The 24,280-nt window shown below is 61.1% G+C and carries 15 protein-coding genes; 11 read left to right on the top strand and 4 right to left on the bottom strand.

Annotated features, from left to right (window positions below; all coding sequences use genetic code 11):
• Positions 1–23 precede the first annotated feature (23 nt).
• The 4 genes from FGE05_RS17425 to aceE all read right to left on the bottom strand — a co-directional run bounded on the left by FGE05_RS17425 (position 24) and on the right by aceE (position 8,986).
• Positions 24–2,717, bottom strand: coding sequence for a bifunctional diguanylate cyclase/phosphodiesterase (locus FGE05_RS17425; protein ID WP_139646858.1), 2,694 nt, complete (start codon positions 2,715–2,717; stop codon positions 24–26).
• A 193-nt stretch (positions 2,718–2,910) separates the two neighbouring features.
• Positions 2,911–4,290 carry an alkaline phosphatase D family protein gene (locus FGE05_RS17420; protein ID WP_139646856.1) on the bottom strand — a complete coding sequence of 460 codons (1,380 nt, stop codon included), beginning with the start codon at positions 4,288–4,290 and terminating at the stop codon, positions 2,911–2,913.
• A 407-nt stretch (positions 4,291–4,697) separates the two neighbouring features.
• On the bottom strand, positions 4,698–6,329 hold the full coding sequence (aceF, locus tag FGE05_RS17415; protein WP_139646854.1) for a dihydrolipoyllysine-residue acetyltransferase: 1,632 nt from the start codon (positions 6,327–6,329) through the stop codon (positions 4,698–4,700).
• 11 nt (positions 6,330–6,340) lie between these two features.
• Positions 6,341–8,986, bottom strand: coding sequence for a pyruvate dehydrogenase (acetyl-transferring), homodimeric type (gene aceE, locus FGE05_RS17410; RefSeq protein ID WP_047700433.1), 2,646 nt, complete (start codon positions 8,984–8,986; stop codon positions 6,341–6,343).
• A gap of 383 nt (positions 8,987–9,369) precedes the next feature.
• On the opposite strand from aceE, the gene glnE reads away from it, so the two are divergent.
• From glnE to FGE05_RS17350, 11 genes are all read left to right on the top strand, one after another.
• Complete coding sequence (glnE, locus tag FGE05_RS17405; RefSeq protein WP_139646852.1) at positions 9,370–12,309, top strand: bifunctional [glutamate--ammonia ligase]-adenylyl-L-tyrosine phosphorylase/[glutamate--ammonia-ligase] adenylyltransferase; 2,940 nt, start codon at positions 9,370–9,372, stop codon at positions 12,307–12,309.
• 340 nt (positions 12,310–12,649) lie between these two features.
• Positions 12,650–13,684: a lipopolysaccharide heptosyltransferase II gene (waaF, locus tag FGE05_RS17395; RefSeq protein WP_139646851.1), complete on the top strand. Its 1,035-nt coding sequence runs from the start codon at positions 12,650–12,652 to the stop codon at positions 13,682–13,684.
• 1 nt (position 13,685) lies between these two features.
• Entirely contained in the window at positions 13,686–14,744 is a 1,059-nt protein-coding gene (gene waaC, locus FGE05_RS17390; protein ID WP_139646849.1) for a lipopolysaccharide heptosyltransferase I, read from the top strand.
• On the top strand, positions 14,744–15,865 hold the full coding sequence (locus FGE05_RS17385; RefSeq protein ID WP_139646847.1) for a glycosyltransferase family 4 protein: 1,122 nt from the start codon (positions 14,744–14,746) through the stop codon (positions 15,863–15,865). Before waaC ends, FGE05_RS17385 begins: the two co-directional genes overlap by 1 nt.
• A complete protein-coding gene (gene rfaP / locus FGE05_RS17380; RefSeq protein WP_139646844.1) occupies positions 15,865–16,671 on the top strand; it encodes a lipopolysaccharide core heptose(I) kinase RfaP in 807 nt (268 codons plus the stop codon). The genes FGE05_RS17385 and rfaP overlap by 1 nt, the downstream gene beginning before the upstream one ends.
• Positions 16,671–17,405 carry a lipopolysaccharide kinase InaA family protein gene (locus FGE05_RS17375; protein ID WP_139646842.1) on the top strand — a complete coding sequence of 245 codons (735 nt, stop codon included), beginning with the start codon at positions 16,671–16,673 and terminating at the stop codon, positions 17,403–17,405. Before rfaP ends, FGE05_RS17375 begins: the two co-directional genes overlap by 1 nt.
• Positions 17,402–18,154 carry a lipopolysaccharide kinase InaA family protein gene (locus FGE05_RS17370; RefSeq protein WP_139646841.1) on the top strand — a complete coding sequence of 251 codons (753 nt, stop codon included), beginning with the start codon at positions 17,402–17,404 and terminating at the stop codon, positions 18,152–18,154. The genes FGE05_RS17375 and FGE05_RS17370 overlap by 4 nt, the downstream gene beginning before the upstream one ends.
• Positions 18,154–19,596, top strand: a complete 1,443-nt coding sequence (locus FGE05_RS17365; protein WP_139646839.1) for a lipopolysaccharide kinase InaA family protein — start codon at positions 18,154–18,156, stop codon at positions 19,594–19,596. Before FGE05_RS17370 ends, FGE05_RS17365 begins: the two co-directional genes overlap by 1 nt.
• Before the next feature lie 912 nt (positions 19,597–20,508).
• Entirely contained in the window at positions 20,509–22,266 is a 1,758-nt protein-coding gene (locus FGE05_RS17360) for a carbamoyltransferase (protein WP_139646837.1), read from the top strand.
• Positions 22,250–23,380, top strand: coding sequence for a glycosyltransferase (locus tag FGE05_RS17355; protein ID WP_139646834.1), 1,131 nt, complete (start codon positions 22,250–22,252; stop codon positions 23,378–23,380). The genes FGE05_RS17360 and FGE05_RS17355 overlap by 17 nt, the downstream gene beginning before the upstream one ends.
• Positions 23,380–24,276, top strand: coding sequence for an antimicrobial resistance protein Mig-14 (locus FGE05_RS17350; protein ID WP_139646832.1), 897 nt, complete (start codon positions 23,380–23,382; stop codon positions 24,274–24,276). Before FGE05_RS17355 ends, FGE05_RS17350 begins: the two co-directional genes overlap by 1 nt.
• The last annotated feature ends 4 nt before the right edge of the window (positions 24,277–24,280 follow it).

Below are 24,280 nucleotides of genomic sequence, written 5' to 3'. Positions count from 1 at the left end.
TGTGCCCGAGTGTTACAGCGCTGTCAGTCAATTGGGCCGCGCGGGTAGCGCTTGAGCTTCTCGATCAGCTCCGCGCCGGGGATTGGCCGGTCGAACAGGTAGCCCTGGCCGACATCGCAGCGATGGCGACGCAGGAAGGTCAGTTGCTGGGCGGTTTCGACCCCTTCGGCCACGACCTTGAGCTTCAGGTTGTGGGCCATGGCGATCACCGCGGAGGTGATTTCCATGTCGTCCTGGTTGTCCGGGATCTCATGGATGAAGCTGCGATCGATCTTGATGATGTCGATCGGGAATTTCTTCAGGTAGCTCAGGGACGAGTAGCCGGTACCGAAGTCGTCCATGGCCAGGGTCAGGCCCAGGCGCTTGAGCTGGTCGAGTTGCAAGTGGGTGTCTTCAGTGGCTTCCAGCAGCAGGCCTTCGGTCAGCTCCAGCTCCAGCAGCCGTGCGGGCAGTTGTTCTTCCTTGAGGATGCTGGCAATCGAGGCAACCAGGTCCGGGTCGGAGAACTGTTTAGGTGAGAGGTTGATCGCCACCTGCAGGTTGCCCAGGCCAGCGGCGGTCAATTGCTTGCTCATGCGGCAGGCCTGGCGGGCGATCCATTTGCCGATGGGGATGATCAGGCCGGTTTCTTCGGCCACGCTGATGAACTGGTCCGGTCGGATCATGCCCTTTTCCGGATGGTTCCAGCGCAGCAGCGCTTCCATGCCCAGCAGGCGGCCGCTGCGCAGGCACAGCTTGGGCTGGTAGAACACGTCAAGCTCGTTCTGGGTCAGGGCGCGGCGCAGGTTGTTTTCCACGAACAGCTTGTAGCTGGCCTCGGCGTTCAGTGCTTCGGTGAAGACCTGGACCTGATGCTTGCCGTTGGCCTTGGCCTTGTGCAGGGCGAGTCCGGCGTTGCGCATCAGGGTCTGGGGATCGCGGCCGTGCAGCGGGGCACAGGCCAGGCCCACGGAGCCGGTCACGCTGATCAATTGGTTATCGACGAACATCGGCTTGTCGAGCGTCATCAACAACTGGCTGGCGACCTGCTGCCCGGCCTCCAGGTCGGTGTCGTCCAGCAGCACGGCGAATTCATTACTGGCGAAGCGTGCCAGACTGCCGCTGGGGCTCAGGCTGTTGCGCAAGCGTCGGGCCAGGCTGATCAGCAGTTTGTCACCGGTCTGGTGGCCGAGGCTGTCATTGATGCGCTTGAAGTTGTCAATGTCCACCAGCAGCAGGCTGATGGGCGAGTCGCTGTCCCGGGCGAAGCGTTCATCGAGGTTGCGAATGAACGCCGGGCGGTTGCCCAGGTTGGTCAGGTTGTCGGTGTAGGCCAGGCGTTCGATACGCTGCTGGGCCAGTTTGGTCTGGGTAACGTCTTCGTAGATGCCGATGTAGTGGGTCAGCTCGCGGTTGTCGCCGTAGACCTTGGAAATCGACAGTTGGCCCCAGTAGGGTTCCAGGTTCTTGCGTCGGCTTTTGAACTCGCCTTGCCAGCTATTGCTCTGGGCCAGGGCCGAGGGCGCGTCGAACAGCAGCTCGCTGAGGTTTTCCAGGGCCGGCAGTTCGGACAGGCGTTGGCCGTGGACTTCCTCGGTGGTGTATTGGGTGATGGCGGTGAAGCTCGGGTTGACGTACTCCACCACGCCGTCGCAGTTGACCAGCAGGAAGGCGTTGGCGCTTTGCTCCACGGCACGTTGGAACAAGTGCAGGGCGCTGGTGGCGATGCGTCGGTTGTGGTTGTTGATGACCTGGGCGAACTGGTCCGCCAGTTCACCGGCAAAGGCGATCTCGTCCGACTGCCAGGCACGGGTGGCGCCTACCTGCTCCAGGCACAGCACGCCCACCACCTGACCGTCGATTCGCACGCTGGCATCAAGCATGGCGTTGACGTTGCGGGCGCGCAGGCTTTCAGCCATTTCCCGGGTGCGTGGATCGCGTGTCGCGTTGTGGGCATCGATGGCGCGGCAGGTCTGCAGCGCTTCCATGTAGTCGGGATACTCATTGGCATCGATCGCGTCTGGCCGAAAGTACTCCTGGGAAGCGCGGTTATAGGCGGAGATCGGCACCAGCTTGTTGTCCTCCAGGTTCCAGATGCTGGCGCAATCGATCTGGTAGATGTCGCAGGCGCTGCGGGTGATGAGTTCGGCGGCTTCCAGCAAGGAATTATTGGCGCTGTAGCGCTGGCGAGTCAGCAGCAGGATGAGGTCCTGTTGGGCACGGACGCGGTCCAGATGCTGAAGCTGTTCCTGTTGGGCGCGCTGGTTCAGCTCCAAGGCTATCTGCAGGCGCGAGTTCTGGGTCTCCAGATCGAGGGCCGGCATCGATGGCTCGTTTTGCAGCAGGCTGTCCACCGTCAGCAGATAGCCGCGCAGCAGGTGGCGATTGTGCTGTTTGTACGCTTCACCCATTTCCAGCAGGTTCATGGGGCCCTTGGCGGTGTGAAGCGTATAGCGGATCAGGTAATGCGAGGCCTGGGCCAGCTGTTCTTGAATGGCATCATGCAGTTGATAGCGCGCTTCAGGCTCCATCAGGCTGGCATAGGGCGAGCTGACCAACGAGCAAAGCTCAACCGCCGGCAGGCCAAAGTAACGTTCGCAATTGGGATCGAGGAACAGCAGTGCCCAGCTCGCTTCATTCAGCCGCTCGAAACGCAGCATACCGAGCCGCGAGGGCACCGGTAACTGCGTCACTACCTCGGCCGCCATACGGCTGGCGGCATCGGGTTGGCTTTTCATGGGGAAACTCGCTTCGAGAATGCTGATCGCGCCGGGCTGACGCCCCTCGTTATCAAGGATTGCCGCAAGGTTGCATCATTGCGACACTGGCTGACAAGAGAGATGAAGGCTAAGTGCTATAAACCTTATCGGCCGACAAGCGGATTTCTCCAGTCGCCAGCCGATCAGAGGGCCTGGCGGGGGCTACCGTTCGTCAGCGCAACGGGATATGGACCTTCTGCAAAGGGTAACCGTCACGGTCGTGAAAGGTCACGTGAATGCTCTGGGCCGCGACATGCAGATGTGCGAAGTTGTCCTGGCTGACCACTGTGCCGGTCAGCTCATAGTGGTAGTCACCGTTTTCGGTCCGGGCCATGGGGGCCTTGAAAATAAAATTCGAGGCGGCGGCGTAAGGCAGCAGTTCGCTGTTGCAAAACGGCGAGGCGACGATGGCATGGACCTCGAAGTCAGGATCCTGGCTGTGACACAGTCGGCTGGTCATGGAACCATGGACATCACCGGACACGAAGATCACGTTTTTTATCCCATGGCGACGAATGCATTCCAGCAGTCGCAGGCGCTGTTGCGGGAAGGCCTGCCAGGCGTCGCCATCATCGAGTGTGCGGTCGGGGTAGAACATGACGCTGGTGACGATGAATTTGACCCGGGCGGTGCTGTTCACCAGCCATTCGAGCAACGACCGCTCCTGCTCGATATCCAGGATGCGCCGGTCGGCCCTCGACAAGTTGCGTCGTGTCCGGCTGTCGGTGACGAACCACTCGATATCGCCGTGAGCGAACTGATACCAGTAGTGCGGCAATGACCCGCTCAATATGCCGTCGCTTGTTAGTGCGTGGGCCGGGCTATGGCTGGCTTGATAGAGGTCGTAAGCGCTCATGGCGTTGGCGTAGAGAATGTCGTCGTTGACTTGTCTGTTGGCGGGCCAGTTGTCTTCGATTTCATGGTCGTCGAGGATCATGTAGGTCGGTACGGTGGACATCAATTTGCTGATGTGGGGCTGGGAAAAGACAGTGCGGTATTTGAACAGGATGTCTTTGTAGGTCCGGTCCGGGGCCACAATGTTCAAATCGTCGAGATAAACCTGGTCCCCCGCCATCAATACGCCGCTGATCGGTGGATTGGCCTGGTCCACGATGCGCTGGATGCCTGCGAACGTGCGGTCCCCGAGTTCGGGAGTTGAGGGAGCGCCGGCGGTGATGCGCAGATAACGGCAAGAACCCACGATATAAGCGTGTGGAGTGCCAGCTTCCGCATGGGGCGTGCGCAGCCGATGGATGTCCACGGGCCATTGCTGCAACGGCTCCGGGGTGGCGGTGTGAGACGCGGTGAACCAGCCGGCCTGGTATTCATAGATGGTGCCGGCTTGCAGGTTTCTCAAAATGACCACATCGCTCATGTCGCGATGGGCATGCAACTGGATGAAGTGCTCATTCGTCCATTTCGTATCGCCCTGGCGTCTGTAACGAAGTCCTGCGAATACCGGAAGCTTGGGGTCTTTGTCGCCGCGCAGGAATATTCGTGCATGGCCGGTCGTGGTGTGGCCGACAATCGGGCCGACGGTAGGTTTGAACATGTTCGAGTCCATTCGAAATGCAGCATTTTTAAAAGTACTTGTGCGAGCAAAAAGTTGTCGCTGCGTGCCGATGCTAAAGCTCGACGCTGAATAAATGCTGATAGGGAAGGGGACGCAAGTTGTGGGTAATGACTGATAGATGACGTAGGAAAGGCCGCCGGCAAACGGCTTGATGCTTGTCAGTCAAGGCAGATAACCCTGTGGGAGCAAAGCTTGCTCGCGATCAGGGCGAGCTCAGTCGATAACGATATTGGCTGATCCACCGATATCGCGAGCAAGCTTTGCTCCCTCAGGTTCTGGTGCGTTTATAGCAGGCAAAAAAAGCCCCGCCATCGGCGGGGTTGAGGTACGAGCGTGGCTCGGAAAACAGCGGTTCGAATGGCCCTCCATGAGGAGGGCCGTCCGGTTTACAGCAGGATGGTGCGGATATCGCCCAGCAGGTCGCTCAGACGCTTGGTGAAGCGTGCAGCAGCGGCACCGTTGATCACGCGGTGATCGTAGGACAGCGACAGCGGCAGCATCAGCTTAGGCTGGAAGGCTTTACCGTCCCAGACAGGCTGGATGGTGGCCTTGGACACACCCAGGATCGCCACTTCCGGCGCGTTGACGATCGGCGTGAAGCCGGTGCCGCCAATGTGGCCGAGACTGGAGATCGTGAAGCAGGCGCCCTGCATGTCGTCTGCGGTGAGCTTCTTGCTCCGGGCCTTTTCGGCCAGGGCAGCCGCTTCGGCAGCCAGTTGCAGCAGGCTCTTCTGATCGACGTTGCGGATGACCGGTACCAGCAGGCCTTCCGGGGTGTCGACGGCGAAGCCGATATGCACGTATTTCTTGCGGATCACAGCCTTGCCGCTTGGCGCCAGGGAGCTGTTGAAGTCCGGCAGTTCCTTGAGCAGGTGCGCGCAGGCCTTGAGCAGCAATGGCAGTACGGTCAGCTTCACGCCGGCCTTTTCAGCCACGGCTTTCTGCGCAACACGGAAGGCTTCCAGCTCGGTGATGTCGGCCTGGTCGAACTGCGTCACGTGAGGGATGTTCAGCCAGCTGCGGTGCAGGCTCGACGCGCCGATTTGCATCAGGCGGGTCATTGCCACTTCTTCGGTTTCGCCGAAGCGGCTGAAGTCCACTGCCGGGATCGGCGGGATGCCCGCGCCACCGGTGGCGCCTTCGGCCGGAGCATTCTTGGCTTTCTGCATCATGGCCTTGACGTAGGCCTGCACGTCTTCCTTCAGCACGCGACCGTGTGGACCGCTCGGGCCGACGGCGGACAGCTCGACACCGAACTCGCGGGCCAGCTGACGTACCGCAGGGCCGGCGTGCACCTTGGCACCGCTTGGTGCAGGTGCTGCGGCAGGGGCTGGCGCGGCCTCGGCCTTGGCGGCAGGCGCGGCAGCCGGAGCCGGAGCCGGCGCGGCTTCAGCCTTGGCCGGTGCGGCAGCAGGTGCTGGCGCGGCGGCGCCAGCCACTTTCAGCTTCAGGATCAGGTCACCGGTGCCGACTTCGTCTTCCAGCTTGATCTCGACGCTTTCCACCACACCGGCGGCCGGCGACGGGATTTCCATGCTGGCCTTGTCGGATTCCAGGGTGATCAGCGACTGGTCGGCTTCGACGGTGTCGCCGGCCTTGACCAGTACTTCGATGATCTTGGCTTTGCCCGACGAGCCGATGTCCGGAACATGGATGTCCTGGACAGTGGCGGCGGCAGGCGCAGCGGCCGGAGCCGGAGCCGGAGCGGCAGCCGGGGCAGCGGCAGGCTTTTCAGCCGGCGCCGGGGCAGCCACAGGCGCGGCTGCTTCGGGCGCCGCAGCGGCGCCTTCGACTTCCAGCTCAAGCAGTTCATCGCCTTCTTTCAGACGATCGCCCAGCTTCACTTTCAGGCTCTTGATGACCCCGGCCTTTGGCGCAGGCACTTCCATGCTGGCCTTGTCCGATTCAAGTGTCAGGATGCTCTGGTCAGCTTCGATACGGTCGCCGACCTTCACAAACAATTCAATTACTTCACCTTCACCGCTGCCGATGTCAGGTACGCGAATGAGTTCGCTCACGGAAATTCTCCTCAGCAGTCCAGTGGGTTGCGTTTTTCCGGATCGATGCCGAACTTGGCGATGGCTTCGGCCACCACTTTTGGTTCGATATCGCCACGGTCAGCCAGGGCTTCCAGGGCTGCCAACACAACGAACTTACGGTCGACTTCGAAGAAGTGACGCAGCTTCTTGCGGCTGTCGCTACGGCCGAAACCGTCGGTGCCCAGCACCTTGAATTCCTTGGAAGGAACCCACTGGCGGATCTGCTCGGCGAACAGCTTCATGTAGTCGGTGGAGGCGATGACCGGACCTTTACGGCCGTTCAGGCACTCTTCGACGTAGCTCAGTTTCGGCTTCTGGCCAGGGTGCAGGCGGTTGCTGCGTTCTACGGCCAGGCCGTCGCGACGCAGTTCGTTGAAGCTGGTAACGCTCCAGACGTCGGCACCGATGTTGAACTCTTCACGCAGAATCTTCGCCGCTTCACGCACTTCGCGCAGGATGGTGCCGGAGCCCATCAGCTGGACGTGGTGCGCCGCTTCGCGGGTGTCTTCCTCGAGCAGGTACATGCCCTTGACGATGCCCGCTTCCACGCCGGCCGGCATGGCTGGCTGCTGGTAGGACTCGTTCATCACGGTGATGTAGTAGAAGACGTCCTGTTGCTCTTCGGTCATCTTCTTCATGCCGTCCTGGATGATCACCGCCAGCTCGTAGCCGTAGGTTGGATCGTAGGTGCGGCAGTTCGGGATGGTGCCGGCCAGCATGTGGCTGTGGCCGTCTTCGTGCTGCAGGCCTTCGCCGTTCAGCGTGGTCCGGCCAGCGGTGCCGCCGATCAGGAAGCCACGGGTACGGCTGTCGCCAGCGGCCCAGGCCAGGTCGCCGATACGCTGGAAGCCGAACATCGAGTAGAAGATGTAGAACGGCAGCATCGGCTGGTTGTGGCTGGAGTACGAAGTACCGGCGGCAATGAAGGAGCTCATGGCGCCCGCTTCGTTGATGCCTTCCTCGAGGATCTGGCCTTTCTTGTCTTCGCGGTAGAACATCACCTGGTCTTTATCGACTGGCTCGTAGAGCTGGCCGACGGACGAGTAGATGCCCAACTGACGGAACATGCCTTCCATACCGAAGGTACGGGCTTCGTCCGGAATGATCGGAACGATGCGCGAGCCGATTTCCTTGTCCTTGACCAGTTGCGCGAGGATCCGCACGAAAGCCATGGTGGTGGAGATTTCACGGTCGCCCGAGCCGTCCAGGATCGCCTTGAGGGTGTCCAGTGGCGGAGTCGGAACGCTGAAGCTCTTGGCGCGACGCTGTGGCACGAAACCGCCCAGTGCGGCACGGCGCTCGGCCAGGTAACGGGCTTCGGCACTGCCTTCTTCAGGTTTGAAGAACGGCAGGTTTTCCAGCTCGCTGTCCTTCACCGGAATGTCGAAGCGATCGCGGAACAGCTTCAGGCTGTCGACATCGACTTTCTTGGTGTTGTGCGCAGTGTTCTTCGCTTCGCCGGCACCGGTGCCATAACCCTTGATGGTCTTGGCCAGGATGACGGTCGGCTGTTCTTTGTGGTTGACCGCCTGGTGGTACGCTGCGTAGACCTTGTACGGGTCGTGGCCGCCACGGTTGAGTTTCCAGATCTCGTCGTCGGACAGATCGGCAACCATGGCCTTGAGTTCAGGGGTATTGAAGAAGTGCTCGCGGACGAACGCGCCGTCCTTGGCCTTGTAGTTCTGGTATTCGCCGTCGATGACTTCGTCCATGCGACGTTGCAGGATACCGTCGACGTCCTTGGCCAGCAGTGGGTCCCAGAAACGGCCCCAGATGACCTTGTTGACGTTCCACTGGGCGCCACGGAACACGCCTTCGAGTTCCTGGATGATCTTGCCGTTGCCGCGAACCGGGCCGTCGAGGCGCTGCAGGTTGCAGTTGATGACGAAGATCAGGTTGTCCAGCTTCTCGCGGCCGGCCAGGGAGATCGCCCCCAGGGATTCCGGCTCGTCGCACTCGCCGTCGCCCATGAAACACCAGACTTTCTGCTTGCCTGGCTGGATGAAGCCGCGGGCTTCCAGGTACTTCATGAAGCGCGCCTGGTAGATCGCCTGGATCGGGCCCAGACCCATCGAAACGGTCGGGAACTGCCAGAAGTCAGGCATCAGCCAAGGGTGCGGGTACGAAGACAGGCCGTTGCCGTCCACTTCCTGGCGGAAGTTGTTCATCTGATCTTCGGAGATACGACCTTCCATGAACGCACGGGCGTAGACGCCTGGCGATGCGTGACCCTGGAAGTAGATCAGGTCGCCGCCGTGTTCGTCGGTCGGGGCCTGGAAGAAGTAGTTGAAGCCGATGTCATACAGCGTCGCGCTGGAAGCGAAGCTGGAGATGTGACCGCCCAGGTCAGAATCTTTCAGGTTGGTGCGCATGACCATGGCCAACGCGTTCCAGCGTACCAGCGAGCGAATGCGGCGTTCCATGAACAGGTCGCCAGGCATGCGTGCTTCGTGGGTAACGGGGATCGTGTTGCGGTACGGCGTGGTGATGGCGTAGGGCAGTTGCGAACCGCTGCGGGTTGCGAGTTCGCCCATACGGGTCATCAGATAATGAGCACGGTCTTCGCCTTCTTTGTCGAGAACCGATTCCAGGGCGTCCAGCCATTCCTGGGTTTCGACGGGATCGAGGTCTTGCATGGCTTGCTCCAGGGCGGAAAGGCTACCAGAATCGGTTGCCTGAGTTTGCGACTGGCCTTGTGGGCAGACGGTATAAAATTCTTGGATTGCCGAAGGTTGTTTCGGCGGCGTGTAGTTTTACTACAAATCGTCGGCTGTTTCAGCCTCTCGGATGTATAGACGAGTAGTAAAACTACACATGAAAGGCTTTTGGCCCCTCGTTTCGTTGTGAGAATAATCGTTACTGTTGGTCTTTTGCTAACTCGAACAGGTAAAAACTTGATGGCGACTGCCAATAAAATCAGATTTTCAGCTATTTATCATCTTTGTTCGACAGTCAATCAGGTAGTGGCTTTTGAAAAAACACTACATCCAGCCTTTCCTGCGCCGATCAAGGATAGACCATGAGCCTGCCTCTGCTTGCCGAAATCCCGGCAATTCTCCAGTCATTGGTCAGCCGTGCCGAGCAGTCGTTCCGTGCGGCAGTTGCCTTGGTGGGCGACGATCTCGAGCTGTCCACCTGGACGCCTGATCGCTGGGAGGAGTTCCATCGCGTCGCGGCCGCCAGTGATTTTGTCATCGAGCAGAGCCTCCGTGAACCGTCGATGCTACTGGAACTGGTGCGCGGTGGCGAACTGGACCGCAGCCTGGCCGCCGGCGAAATGTGCGCGCAGATCGGTGCGGCGGTGCAGGCCGCCGAAAGTGAGGATGAACTGGGGCGCGTCCTGCGCCGCCAGCGTACCCGCCAGCAGGTGCGGATCATCTGGCGCGACCTGAACCGCAAGGCCGACCTCGTCCAGACTTGCCGCGATCTTTCGGACATGGCCGATGCCTGCATCGACCAAGCCTACCGATGGCTGTACCAGCGTCTCTGCCAGCAATTCGGCACGCCCACCGGCCGGCGCAGCGGCGCCCCGCAGCACATGGTCATCCTGGGCATGGGCAAGCTGGGCGCGGTGGAGTTGAACCTGTCGTCGGACATCGACCTGATCTTCGCCTATCCCGAGGGCGGTGAAACCGTTGGCGTGAAGCGGCCGTTGGATAACCAGGAATTCTTCATCCGCGTTGGTCAGCGCCTGATCAAGGCCCTGGACCTGATAACCGTCGACGGTTTCGTGTTCCGCGTCGACATGCGTTTGCGCCCCTACGGCTCGGCCGGTGCGCTGGTGCTGAGCTTCAACGCCCTGGAGCAGTATTACCAGGATCAGGGGCGCGACTGGGAACGCTACGCGATGATCAAGGCGCGGGTGGTGGCGGGCGACCAGGTGGCGGGTGCGCAGTTGCTCGACATGCTGCGTCCGTTCGTTTATCGCCGTTACCTGGATTTTTCCGCCATCGAAGCGCTGCGCACCATGAAGCAACTGATCCAGCAGGAAGTGCGGCGCAAAGGCATGGCCGACAACATCAAGTTGGGGGCGGGCGGTATCCGTGAAGTGGAGTTCATTGCCCAGGCGTTCCAGTTGATCCATGGCGGGCGCGACCTGAGCCTGCAACAGCGCCCGTTGCTGAAAGTGCTGGGCACCCTGGAAGGCCAAGGTTATCTACCTGCCAAAGTGATCGACGAGCTGCGTCAGGGCTATGAATTCCTGCGGTACACCGAGCATGCGATCCAGGCCATCGCCGACCGCCAGACCCAGATGTTGCCGGACAGCCCCCAGGATCAGGCGCGCATTGCATTCATGCTGGGCTTTGCCGACTGGCGGGCGTTCCACGAGCAATTGATGTATTGGCGTGGGCGCGTGGCCTGGCATTTTGGTCAGGTCATCGCTGATCCGGATGAAGAAGAGGGCAGCGAAAGCGAAGTGGTGGTGGGCGGTGAGTGGTTGCCGTTATGGGAAGACAGCCAGGACGAAGAGGCCGCGTGCCGCCAGTTGGAGGAGGGTGGTTTCGTCGATGCGCCCAAGGCGCTGAAGGCCCTGGCCGTCCTGCGCACCAGTCCGCAATTGCGCGCCATGCAGCGCCTGGGGCGTGAACGTCTGGATGCATTCATTCCGCGCCTGCTGGCCCAGGCGGTGGAACATGCCGATCCAAACCTGGTGCTTGAACGGGTATTGCCCTTGGTGGAGGCAGTGGCCCGTCGTTCGGCCTATCTGGTGCTGTTGACGGAAAACCCCGGCGCCCTGCGGCGCTTGCTGACGCTGTGCGCGGCGAGCCCGTGGATCGCCGAGCAGATCACCCGTTTCCCCTTGCTGCTGGATGAGTTGCTCAATGAAGGTCGTCTGTTCAAGCCGCCGTTGGCGCCGGAATTGGCGGCGGAGTTGCGCGAGCGCCTGACGCGGATTCCCGAGGATGACCTGGAGCAACAGATGGAGGCCCTGCGGCATTTCAAACTGGCGCACCGGTTGCGGGTGGCTGCGTCGGAAATCGCCGGCAGCCTGCCGTTGATGAAGGTCAGCGATTACCTGACCTGGCTGGCCGAGGCGATTCTCGAACAAGTCCTGGCCCTGGCCTGGCGCCAGACGGCGGCCAAGCATGGCGTACCGTCGCGCACGGACGGCAGCCTGTGCGATCCCGGCTTCATTATTGTCGGTTATGGGAAAGTCGGCGGTCTGGAATTGGGGCATGGTTCCGATCTGGACCTGGTGTTCATCCACGACGGCGACCCCCAGGCGGAAACCGACGGGGCCAAGCCCATCGACGGTGCGCAGTTCTTCACCCGGCTGGGTCAGCGGATCATCCATTTGCTGACGGCCCAGACCAACTCCGGTCAGCTATATGAAGTGGACATGCGCCTGCGGCCGTCCGGGGCGTCGGGGTTGCTGGTCAGTTCCCTTGGGGCATTTGCCCGATATCAGGAGAATGAAGCCTGGACCTGGGAGCACCAGGCACTGGTGCGGGCCCGGGTATTGGTGGGCAGCCAGGATGTGGGCCAGGCCTTCGAGAAAGTCCGGGCCCAGGTGCTGGGGCGCAAACGCGACCTGCCGACGTTGCGCCAGGAGGTCAGCGAGATGCGGGCCAAGATGCGCGATAACCTGGGTAGCAAGGCCACGGCCGCCGGGACCGCACCAAACGCTTTCGAGGCCACGGCACCCTTCGATCTCAAGCAGGATGCCGGAGGTATCGTCGATATTGAATTTATGGTGCAATACGCCGCCCTGGCGTGGTCCGAGGAACACCCATCGCTGGCGCGCTACACCGATAACATCCGTATCCTGGAGGGGTTGCAAGAGGTTGGCCTGATGCCGCCCGAAGATGCCACCCTGCTGCGCGAGGCCTATAAAGCCTACCGCTCCGCCGCCCACCGCCAGGCCTTGCAGAAAGAGGCCGGGGTAATTACCGGCGACCAGTTTGTGGATGAGCGCCGACAGGTATTGCGGATCTGGCGTGAGCTGGGATTGAGCTGAGTATTGAATGTGGGAGCGAGCCTGCTCGCGAAAGCGGAGTGTCAGGCGGCATTGATGTTGACGGTGCCGGCCTCATCGCGAGCAGGCTCGCTCCCACACTGGATTTGTGGTGTTTGATGTATTTGGGGTAGATGAAGACCCCTGTGGGAGCGAGCCTGCTCGCGAAGGCGGAGTGTCAGGCGGCATTGATGTTGACTGTGCCGGCCTCATCGCGAGCAGGCTCGCTCCCACAATGGATTTGTGATGTGTTGTAGATTGAAGGCAGAAGGCAACGACCTGGGCCACAGTGATTCTCGAGGCGGGGAGGCGTAGGCCTCCCCGTATCGTTTTTGGAAAACACATGAATATTCTGATCGTTGGGCCCAGTTGGGTCGGTGACATGGTGATGGCGCAGACACTGTTCCAGTGTCTGAAGCAGCTCCACCCGCAATGCGAGATCGACGTCCTGGCCCCCGAGTGGAGCCGACCGATCCTGGAACGCATGCCGCAAGTACGCAAGGCCTTGAGCTTTCCGCTCGGTCACGGTGTGCTGGAGCTGGCGACCCGCAGGCGCATCGGTAAGTCCCTGGCCGGTCAGTATGACCAGGCGATCCTGTTGCCCAACTCGTTGAAGTCCGCATTGGTGCCGTTCTTCGCCGGCATCCCCAAGCGTACCGGCTGGCGCGGCGAGTTCCGCTATGGCCTGCTCAACGATGTGCGTACGCTGGACAAAGACCGCTATCCGTTGATGATCGAGCGTTTCATGGCCCTGGCCTACGCGCCGGGTACCGAGTTGCCCAAGCCCTATCCGCGCCCCGACTTGCAGATCGACCCGGTGACCCGCGAAGCGGCGCTGGCCAAGTTCGGCCTGAGCCTGGACCGCCCGGTGTTGGCGCTGTGCCCCGGTGCCGAGTTCGGCGAATCCAAGCGTTGGCCGGCGGATCATTACGCCCAGGTGGCCGAAGCGAAGATCCGCGAAGGTTGGCAAGTCTGGCTGTTCGGTTCGAAAAACGATCACTCGGTGGGCGAAGACATCCGCTCGCGGCTGATTCCGGGCCTGCGGGAAGAGTCGGTAAACCTCAGCGGTAACACGTCTCTGGCGGAGGCCATCGACCTGTTGTCCTGCGCCGATTCGGTGGTGTCCAACGATTCCGGGCTGATGCACGTAGCCGCTGCCCTGAACCGCCCGTTGGTTGCCGTTTACGGCTCCACCTCGCCGGGCTTTACGCCGCCACTGGCTGACAAGGTCGAAGTCGTGCGCCTGGGCATCGAGTGCAGCCCGTGCTTCGACCGTACCTGCCGCTTCGGTCATTACAACTGTCTGCGTCAGCTCATGCCGCCGTCGGTGAACGATGCCCTGGCACGTTTGCAGGGCACCCCCGTGGAGGTCCAGTAAGTTGCGGGTATTGCTGATCAAGACCTCTTCGCTGGGCGATGTGGTCCACACGCTGCCGGCGTTGACCGACGCGGCGCGGGCGATTCCCGGTATCCGTTTCGATTGGGTGGTGGAAGAAGGTTTCGCCGAGATTCCGACCTGGCACCCGGCCGTGGGCAAGGTCATCCCGGTGGCGATCCGTCGTTGGCGCAAGAACCTCTGGCAAACCATCAAGAGCGGCGAGTGGCGACGCTTCAAGCAGAGCATGCGCGCCGAACGGTATGACCTAGTGATTGATGCCCAGGGCCTGCTGAAAAGTGCCTGGCTGACCCGCTACGTCAAGGCTCCGGTGGCCGGTCTGGATAAAAATTCGGCCCGTGAGCCCCTGGCGGCGCGCTTCTATTCCCGTCGCCTGGCGGTGGCGCGCGGTCAGCATGCGGTTGAGCGCGTGCGACAATTGTTCGCCGTGGCGCTGGGCTATGACTTACCCCAGACCCTGGGCAACTACGGCTTGAACGTCGATCGTCTGGTGGAGCTGCCGCGCGCCTATCCTTATGTGGTATTCCTGCATGGCACGACTTGGGAATCCAAACACTGGCCGGAGTTGTATTGGCGCCAGCTCACCGAGCGCATGGGCCAGTTCGGCGTGGTGGTGAAGTTGCCGTGGGGCAGTCCGCTGGAAAAAGCCCGGGCCGAACGTATCGCCAAAGGGCTGCGCAATGCCCTGGTGTTGCCGAAACTGAACCTGGGCGGGATGGGCAAGGTACTGGCCGGGGCCCAGGCTTGTGTGGCGGTTGATACTGGCCTCGGTCACCTGGCTGCCGCCTTGGACGTGCCGACTATCTCGCTGCTCGGTCCCACCAACCCGGTGTTGACCGGCGCCTATGGCAAGGGCCAGATCCATCTCGCCAGCGATTTCCCCTGTGCGCCCTGCATGCAGAAACAATGCACTTATCCGCCGACCGCCGAAGATGCCCGTCGGTTTGACCTGAAACGCGAGCAGCCCTTGTGCTTTACGCGACTGAACCCCGAGCGTGTTGCCAGCCACCTGAGCACGTTATTGGCTGAGGAGCCGCGCTGATGCAATTGGCTTTTGTCCTTTATAAATACTTTCCCTTCGGCGGCCTGCAGCGTGACTTCATGCGCATCGCCTTGGAATGCCAGCGGCGTGGTCATCAGATCCGTGTCTACACGCTGATTTGGGAAGGTGACGTCCCGCCGGGTTTTGAAGTGCTGGTGGCGCCGGTCAAGGCGCTGTTCAATCACCGTCGCAACGAGAAACTCAGTGCATGGATGGAAGCGGACCTGGCCAAGCGCCCGGTAGACCGTTTGATCGGCTTCAACAAGATGCCCGGCCTGGACGTGTATTACGCCGCCGACGGCTGTTTTGAAGACAAGGCGCAGACCCTGCGCAATTCCTTGTATCGACGCTGGGGGCGCTACCGGCATTTTGCCGAGTACGAGCGAGCGGTGTTCGCCAGGGACGCCAAGACAGACGTGCTGATGATTTCCGAAGTCCAGCAGCCGCTGTTCATCAAGCATTACGGCACGCCGCTGGAGCGCTTTCACCTGTTGCCGCCGGGCATTGCCCAGGACCGCCGCCGACCCGCCGATGCCGACGCGATTCGTGCCGAGTTCCGTGCCGAGTTCGAGCTGGCCGATGACGATCTTCTATTGGTGCAGATCGGGTCCGGGTTCAAGACCAAGGGCGTGGATCGCAGCCTCAAGGCGCTCGCCGCGCTGCCTGCCGAACTGAAAAAACGTACCCGGCTGTTTGTAATCGGCCAGGACGACCCCAAAGTATTCCAATTGCAGAGCGCCGCGTTGGGGCTCGGTGACAATGTTCGATTCCTCAAGGGGCGCAGCGATATCCCGCGTTTCCTCCTGGGGGCCGACCTGTTGATCCATCCGGCGTACAACGAGAATACCGGCACCGTGCTGCTCGAAGCGCTGGTGGCCGGGTTGCCGGTACTGGTCAGCGCGGTGTGCGGGTACGCCCATTACATCACCGAGGCCGACAGTGGGCTGGTGCTGGACGAACCGTTCGAACAGGCGCAGCTCACCGAATACCTGGAGCGGATGCTGAGTGATGCCGATGCGCGGGCGGCCTGGAGCCGCAATGGTCTGGCGTTCGCTGAAACGGCCGACCTCTACAGCATGCCGCAGCACGCGGCCGATGTGATATTGGCGGAGCACCCGTAATGAAATTGATGCTGGCCGAACCGTTCAAGAGCCTTTGGGCCGGGCGCGATGCGTTCGTCGAAGTCGAGGCGCTCAAGGGCGAGGTCTATCGTGAACTGGAAGCCCGGCGCACCTTGCGCACCGAGGTGGACGGTCGCGGCTTTTTCGTGAAGATCCACCGTGGCATCGGTTGGGGCGAGATCGTCAAGAACCTGGTCACCGCCAAGCTGCCGGTCCTCGGTGCGGGGCAGGAGTGGAAAGCCATCCAGCGCCTGCAGGAAGTCGGCGTGCCGACCATGACTGCCGTTGCGTATGGCGAAAAGGGCCAGAATCCGGCGGACCAGCACTCCTTCATCGTCACCGAAGAGCTGGCGCCGACCATCAGTCTCGAAGACTTCAGCATCGACTGGGTCAAGCATCCGCCGCAACCGGCGCTCAAGCGGGCCCTGATCGCCGAAGTGGCGCGCATGACCGGCATGATGCACCGTGCCGGGGTCAACCATCGCGACTGCTACATCTGCCATTTTCTGCTGCACACCGACAAACCGGTGACCCCTCAGGACTTCAAGCTCTCGGTGATCGACCTGCACCGCGCCCAGACCCGTCCGGCCATCACCACCCGCTGGCGCAACAAGGACCTGGCTGCGCTGTATTTCTCGGCGCTGGACATTGGCCTGACCCGTCGCGACAAGCTGCGCTTTTTGAAGGGCTACTTTCAGCAGCCGCTGCGCCGGATCCTTGCGCAAGAGGCTGCACTGTTGAGCTGGCTCGACGCCAAGGCCAACAAGCTCTATGCCCGCAAACAGCGGTACGGGGATGCGCTCTGATGTCGGGTTGGAAACTGGAACCGGCCTACGCCGAGCTGGCGGAGGATTTCGGCAGCCTCGACGCGGTGTTTGCCCTGCAAGGGGAGCGCTTGACCCGTGACCCGCTGTCGGAGGTGATCCGCGTGCAGCGCAATGGCGTGAACTATTACGTCAAGCGCTACGTTGGGGCCGGCAAGGGCCTGCGCCGTTACTTGGGCAAGCCGCGGGTCAAGTCCGAGTGGCAGAACCTCAAGCGCTTCGCCAAGTGGGGCATCCCCACGGCCGAGATCGTGGCCTGGGGTCTGGAGCGTCACGGTGCGGCCTATGCCCGGGGGGCGATGATCACCCGCGAACTGCCCCACACCGAAGACCTCTCGGCCCTGGCAGACCGTCACGACCCGCGACTGGCCGATCGCGCCTGGGTCGATGGGGTGAGCCGGCAACTGGCTGGCTACACGAGGACCATGCACGAGCATCGTTTCACCCATAACGATCTGAAGTGGCGCAATCTGCTGATCAACGACCAGTCGCGGCTGTTCCTGATCGACTGTCCGAACGGTGATTTCTGGCGTGGCTTCTGGCTCAAGTACCGCGTCACCAAGGACCTGGCGTGCCTGGACAAAGTCGCCAAGTATCACTTGTCGGCCACCCAGCGCCTGCGTTTCTACCTGCAATATCGCCAACGCGACCGACTTGATACGTGCGACAAGAAACGCATCCGTCACGTGGTGAGATTTTTCGAGGGGCGTGAATGACTGATTTCCTGGCCGGTGAAGACCGGCCATTGCTGGAGCGTCACGGTCTGGACAGTTTCGAGGCCCTGTGGGCGCGGCAACTGGACGCAGTGGACGAACCCAACACGTCGGGAGACGGCTGGAGCAGCGTGTTCCGGCTAGAGTTGGAAGGGCGGGGCTATTATCTCAAGCGCCAGAGCAATTACCTGACGCGGACCTTGTCCCACCCCTTCGGTGAGCCGAGTTTTTCCCGGGAGTTTCGCAACATCAGCCGTTATCGCCAGTTGGGGATTCCGGCCCTGCAAGCGGTGTTCTACGGCCAGCGCAAGATCGACGGCGAAGTGCGGGCGATCCTGTTGACGCGGGCCCTGGATGGCTGGGATGACCTGGATTCGCTGTTGCAGGACTGGCCGGCGCTGACGATGGCGCAACGTTCGACCATCCTGAAAGCCTGCGGTCTGTTGGCGCGGCGGCTGCATGGCATGCATCAGGTCCATGGTTGCTTTTATCCCAAGCACATCTTTCTGCAAGCGACTGCCGACGGCTATCAGGCGCAGTTGATCGACCTGGAGAAGACCCGCCCGCTGCTGTTCGGTCAGCGCGACAGGGTCAAGGATCTTGAGCCTTTGATGCGTCGCGCCTCAGTCTGGAATGAAGGCGAAGTCCGCCAGTTACTGGCTACCTACCTGGACCAGCCGCCGGACGCCGCCCTGGTCGATCGCTGGCTGGACCGCCTGACCGCTCGGCGCAGCCACAAGGAAGCCCGTTGATGCATTTGTCCGAATTGAAAAGCGCCGGTCGCAGTCCCGGCCTGCCCATGAGCCTGGAGCTGGCCGATGCCGCCGGTCCGGCTCAATTGCAGCTGCTGTCACTGTTACGGGTGTTGCCGGGGCAGCGTTATGTCGGCGCAGGCGTCTGGCGCGGCCGGCCGGTGCTGGCCAAACTGCTGGTCGGTAGCAAAGCGGCCCGGCATTTCCAGCGCGAACTGCAAGGCGTGCGCCTGTTGGCCGAACAGGGCTTGACGACGCCGTTGTTGTTGGCCGACGGCCTGAAGGACGGCGAGGGCGGTTGGTTGCTGTTCGAGTTCCTCGAAGGCGCTGAAAGCCTGGGGGATGCCTGGAAACAGGTCGAGCACCTGCCTCTGCTGGCCGACGAGCAAACGGCGGTGCTGGCCGAGGCCTTGGGAGCCATTGCACAACTGCATGGCAAAGGCTTGTGGCAGGAAGACCTGCACTTGGACAACCTGCTTCGCCACGACGGTAAGCTCTATTTGATCGACGGTGCCGGCATCCGTACCGAGACGCCGGGGCAACCCTTGTCGCGACAGAAAGTGCTGGAAAATCTTGGGGTGTTTTTCGCCCAGTTACCCAAGTCCATCGAGCCGTTCACCGAAGAGTTGCTGGTGCATTATCTGCTGAGCAACGCCGAACACGCGCTGCCCATGGAAGCGCTGCAAAAGCAGATCGACAAGGTGCAGGCCTGGCGACTGAACGACTTCATGGAAAAGGTCGGGCGCGAATGCAGTCTGTTCAACGTGCAGCGTGGGGCGTTCGGTCTGCGAGCGATCCGGCGCGACGAAGAGGCGGCCATGGTGCCAGTGCTGGAGCGGGCGGATGCCTTGCTGGATCAGGGCCACTTGTACAAGACCGGGGGGGCGGCGAGTGTCGGCAAAGTCGAGGTCGACGGTCGTACCCTGGTCATCAAGCGCTACAACATCAAAAACTTCGCCCATTGGCTCAAGCGCTTCTGGCGTCCGAGCCGTGCCTGGCACTCCTGGCGCGAGGGCCATCGCCTGGCATTTCTCGGCATCGCCACCCCCAAACCCCTGGCATTGCTGGAGAAGCGTTTCCTGTGGCTGCGTCGTGGTGCCTACCTGGTGACCGAGCATCTGTCGGGGCCGGACATCATCGAGCGTTTTGCTCCTTACGTGGAAAGCGGTGATGCACCGGAATCCGAGTTGCTGGCGCTGGACCGATTGTTCGCCGACCTGATCCGCGAACGCATCAGCCATGGCGACTTCAAGGGACACAACCTGTTCTGGCAGCATGATCGCTGGGCACTGATCGACCTGGATTCCATGTGCCAGCACCGCACCCTCGCGAGCTTCGCCCCTGCCTATGCCCGGGATCGGGCGCGATTCATGCGCAACTGGCCTGAGGGCAGTGCGTTGTATCGGGTGATAAATGGTCGACTACCAAAGATACGAGAATGAGTGAAGTTGGGCTGTGAAGATATGTCTTTGCCTGGGCTGACATCAACTTGGAGTTGTTTTTTGAATTTTCAGGGCGCTGCTTTTTTGCTTCAAAGTGTTACCTGTGGGGCATGTGCGATTCATAATCGAAGAATGGTTGCTGCGAAACGCTCGCAGCAGCCAAGGATGAAATAGGCGGCAAAGATATCAGGCATTGATCGAATGCCGTTTTTGAACGCATTGACGAGGGAGTGGCTGGAAAACATGGGCTACTTCTGGTCTTCTTAAAGATCTATCGTAAAGCAACTGATCCATCAATTCAGGTCCCACTCTAAATAGCTGCTCCCGTGGTCAGGCTCACAGGCATGAGATTCGGTAGCCGTCCCGCCAATAACTGATCGCATCGGTGGTCATGATTGGGGGGCTTGGTATCAGTAAGGTTGTCCTGTTGTGTTGGGTTTGTCCGGTTTTCAAACTTGCTACTGTCAATGTCGACAGTGGCGACGGACGGCTTTTCAAGTCTCGACATGGATATAAGAGTTAAAATATTTTTAACTATTGGAGCGCTGGTTGGGGTATATGAAGGGGGCGCCTTGAACGAAATGAATCAGTGGGCGATCTTATCTGTTGTACATCCAGGTAACCTGAATGGTCGGGTCATTTTTTAATGAGTGTGATGGACGGGGCCTTGCCGAACATGCTCACATCCTGTTTTTGCGGGCTAACGGACTGGCACCTAAAATCGTCAGCAACCCGTTGCAGGGCACACGGCCGGTGGTATTCAAATACTTACCGGTCTGTCTTCGCCGCTAGCGGCTTACCGACGCTTTTACGCTATAATCCCGCCCTTTAGCTGCCTAGCGCCCCGGCGAGTGGCACATCAATTTTTCGCGGCGCTTTTCGCCCGTATGCAGATATAAGAGGCTAGACCCTGTGGCATTGACGATTCTTGGCCTGTCCGGCGCCCTCAGCCATGATCCTTCCGCAGCGCTGTACATAGACGGAAAGCTGATCGCGGCGGCCGAGGAAGAGCGCTTCGTACGCGATAAGCATGCAAAGAACCGCATGCCCTATGAGTCGGCGAAGTTCTGCCTGGAGCAAGCTGGCATCAAGCCATCCGATGTCGATGTGGTAGCGATCCCGTTCGCGCCGATCAGCCTGTTCGGCGAAGCGCGCTGGCACTACGCCAAGCGCTACTGGTATGCCCCGGACCGTGCTCTCGACGCGATCCTGATGGGCAACCGTCGCTACAAGCGCTATCGCCGCAAGATCGTCTGGTGCCTGGAGCAACTGGGCTTCGATCCCAAGAAGATCAAGATCGAGCCGGTCGAGCACCACCTGGCCCACGCTTCCAGCGCCTATCACTGCTCGGGCTTCCAGGAAAAAACCGCGATCCTGGGCATCGACGGCAAGGGCGAGTACGCCACGACCTTCTTCGGCTACGGCGAAAACGGCAAGATCCACAAGATCAAGGAATTTTTCGACCCGGACTCACTGGGCGGCCTGTACGGTGCGATCACTGAATTCCTTGGCTTTGAAATGCTCGACGGCGAATTCAAGGTCATGGGCATGGCGCCCTACGGCGATGCCAGCAAGTACGATTTCTCGCGCCTGGCCTCGTTCGAGAACGGCCAGTTGGTGATCAACACCGACTACGCCAACGTGATCGGCCTGCGCCGCTATAAAGAGAAGGGCAAGGGCTTCTACTTCTCGCCGAAGCTGATCGAATGGCTCGGCCCCAAGCGCGAAGGCGATATCGCCGACGAGCCGTACATCCATTACGCGGCCAGCATGCAGGCGCTGTTCGAGAAACTTGCGCTGCAGATGATCGACCACTACCTGGGCGACGTGCTCAAGGAAACCGGCAAGCTGGCTTTTGCTGGCGGTTGCGCGTTGAACGTCAAGCTGAACCAGAAGATCATCGCCCGTGACGACGTCAAGGAGCTGTTCGTGCAACCGGCTTCCGGCGACGCCGGTACAGCCGTGGGCGCGGCCGCTTATGTGTCCCATGCCCGTGGCGTGCCCGTGGAGAAGATGGAACACGTCTACCTCGGCCCGGCCTACAGCAACGAAGACGTGATCGCCGCCTGTGCCCGTCATCCGAGCAAACCGGCGTGGCGCAAGATCGACAACACCCCTGAGCGCATTGCCAAAATCATGGTCGACGGTAACCCGGTGGCCTGGTTCCAGGGGCGCATGGAGTTTGGCCCACGAGCCTTGGGTGGTCGTTCGATCATCGGTTGCCCGAGCGCCAGCGGCGTTGCGGATCGCATCAACGAACAAATCAAGTTCCGCGAGCGCTGGAGGCCTTTCTGCCCGTCGATGCTCGACACCGTGGCGCCCCAGATGATCAAGGTCGATCATCCCGCCCCCTTCATGACCTTCACATTCGAAGTGGCCGAAGAGTGGAAAACCCGTGTCCCGGAAGTCGTCCACGAAGACGGTACTTCCCGGGCCCAGGTGCTCAAGCGCGAATACAATCCGCGCTACTACGACATGATGAAAGCTTTGGAAGTCCTGACAGGCAATGGTGTGTCCCTGAATACCTCACTCAACCGCCGCGGCGAACCGATGATCTGTTCGCCGACCGACGCGCTGAACATGTTCTATGGCTCCGATCTGCAGTACCTGATCATGGAAGACATTCTGGTGATCAAAGACGGCGTAGACGCTTATGACACGCTCGGCTGAGCGACATGTGCTGCAGTTCTGCCACGGTTATGACGGGCCGTTCCTCGACTGTGCCCGTCAATACGCCAGCCTGTTCTCGGGTACCGGCTATCGCGTGACCACGGTGTTTCTCACCGGGGTCGCCGATGCCGAGGTCGCTGCTGGTTGCGCCTCGGACGAGGTGCTGTTCATGGAGTACAGCTCCAGTGCCGTGAGAGGCCTGAAGCTGGGCGCCATTGGCGATCTGCGCAAGATCGCCGCTTCGCGCAATTTCAGTTTCTGTATTGCCCACCGTTTCAAGCCTATCTACATCGCCCTGCTCGGCACTGGGCTGCGGGTGATTGGCGTGCACCATGCCTTCGGCGATTACCGACGGCGTACTCGCCGGCTGTTCGCCCATGTTTTCCGCAAGCGCCTGAGCTTGCTCGGGGTCTCCGATGCGGTGCGCGACGACATGCGCCACTGTCTGCCGAATTGGCCGGTGGGCCGGATCCAGACTCTCTACAACCGCATCGACCTGGAAGCCGCTGAGGCTGGCCTGGTGTCCCGGGACGAGGCGCGGCATACCTTGGGGCTGGACGCGAACGCCTGGATCGTCGGCAACGTCGGCCGACTGCATCCGGACAAGGGACAGGCCACGTTGTTGCGGGGGTTTGCCGCGGCACTGGCGTATTTGCCCGACCACAGTCAACTGGCCATTCTCGGCCAGGGGCGTCTGGAGCAGGACCTGCGGGAGCTGGCGCTGGAACTGGGGATCGCCGACCGCGTGCTGTTTCTCGGCCTGGTGCCTGAGGCGCGCCGTTACTTTCGGGCTTTCGACGTGTTCGTCCTGAGTTCCGATCACGAACCGTTCGGCATGGTGTTGCTCGAAGCAATGGCCGCCGGCGTGCCGTTGCTGGCCACGGCCTGTGGCGGGGCGAAGGAAGTGGTCGAAGGCGTGGGTATTCTGTTTCCGCTGGGCGACGCCGAGCACCTGGCTCAGGGGCTGCAGCACCTGGCGGTCATGGATGATCTGCAGCGGCGTCAATGCGCCGAGCTGATGCTTGACCGCCTGCGTGAACGCTTCTCCGATCGTGCGGTGCGCGAGGCATTCTGGCGTTTGCCCCAAGTCACCGAACTGGCGCCGAGGGCTTGATGCTCAATCGATTCCAAGGTTGGCGTGAGCGCGGCTGGATGGCAACAGACGCTTCGGCTTATGCCCAGGCCTGGCAGCGCTTTGGTGGCAGTGTGGCGACCCATCCCCTGGTGATCGAGCGCCTGGCGGCCCTGGCCGGTATTCCCGTGCGTTACCTGGCATACGAACATCAGGGTGAGCTGAAGGCGGCCATTGCGACCTGGGGCCGGGATTTGGCGCTGTCCAAGGATGTGCTCAAGCGCAGCGGCAAGAAAGGCTTGTTCGACCTGGGCAATGCCGAGCTGATCCTGCCGGCGGCGCCCGATGCACAGGCGCCGTTGCGTCATCGCGGACGTTATCTGTCGGCCCTCAACGAAGGGCGTTTCAGCGGCCTGAAGGTTCAGCAGGAACAGCTGGCCATGGCGCGTACGCCGGAAGAGCTGTCCAAGAAGTTTCGCTACAACCAGCGTCGCGAGCTGCGTTTGCTGGAAGAGGCCGGTGGAGTGGTGCGCTCGGTCGATGAGTTTTCCAGCGCGGAACTGGCGTCGATCTACTGCGACCTGTTCCTGCGCCGTTGGGGTTTTGCGGCGACCGGTGCCGAGCGCATGGGCGAGGTGATCGAGCTGCTGCGCGAACTGCTGATCGGTTCGGTGATCTTTCTCAACGATGCCCCGATCGCTATTCAATTGGTGTATCGGGTCGAAGCGCCGGAGTGGATCAGCGTCGAGTACATCAATGGCGGCGTGGACCCGCAAACCCGCGAATTCAGCCCCGGTAGCGTGCTGAGTTTTCTCAATACCCAAAGCGCCTGGGAGCATGCCCGTGCCGCTGGCAAGCCGTTGCGTTTTTCGTTCGGCCGGGCGGACCGGGAATACAAGGACCGTTGGTGCAACCCTGTGCCGGTTTTTACCGTATGAGCCC

This window comes from Pseudomonas sp. ICMP22404 (assembly GCF_006227205.1).
Taxonomy (GTDB): domain Bacteria; phylum Pseudomonadota; class Gammaproteobacteria; order Pseudomonadales; family Pseudomonadaceae; genus Aquipseudomonas.
The sequence above is the reverse complement of the archived record's forward strand: the minus strand, read 5'-3'. Positions and strand labels throughout refer to the sequence as shown.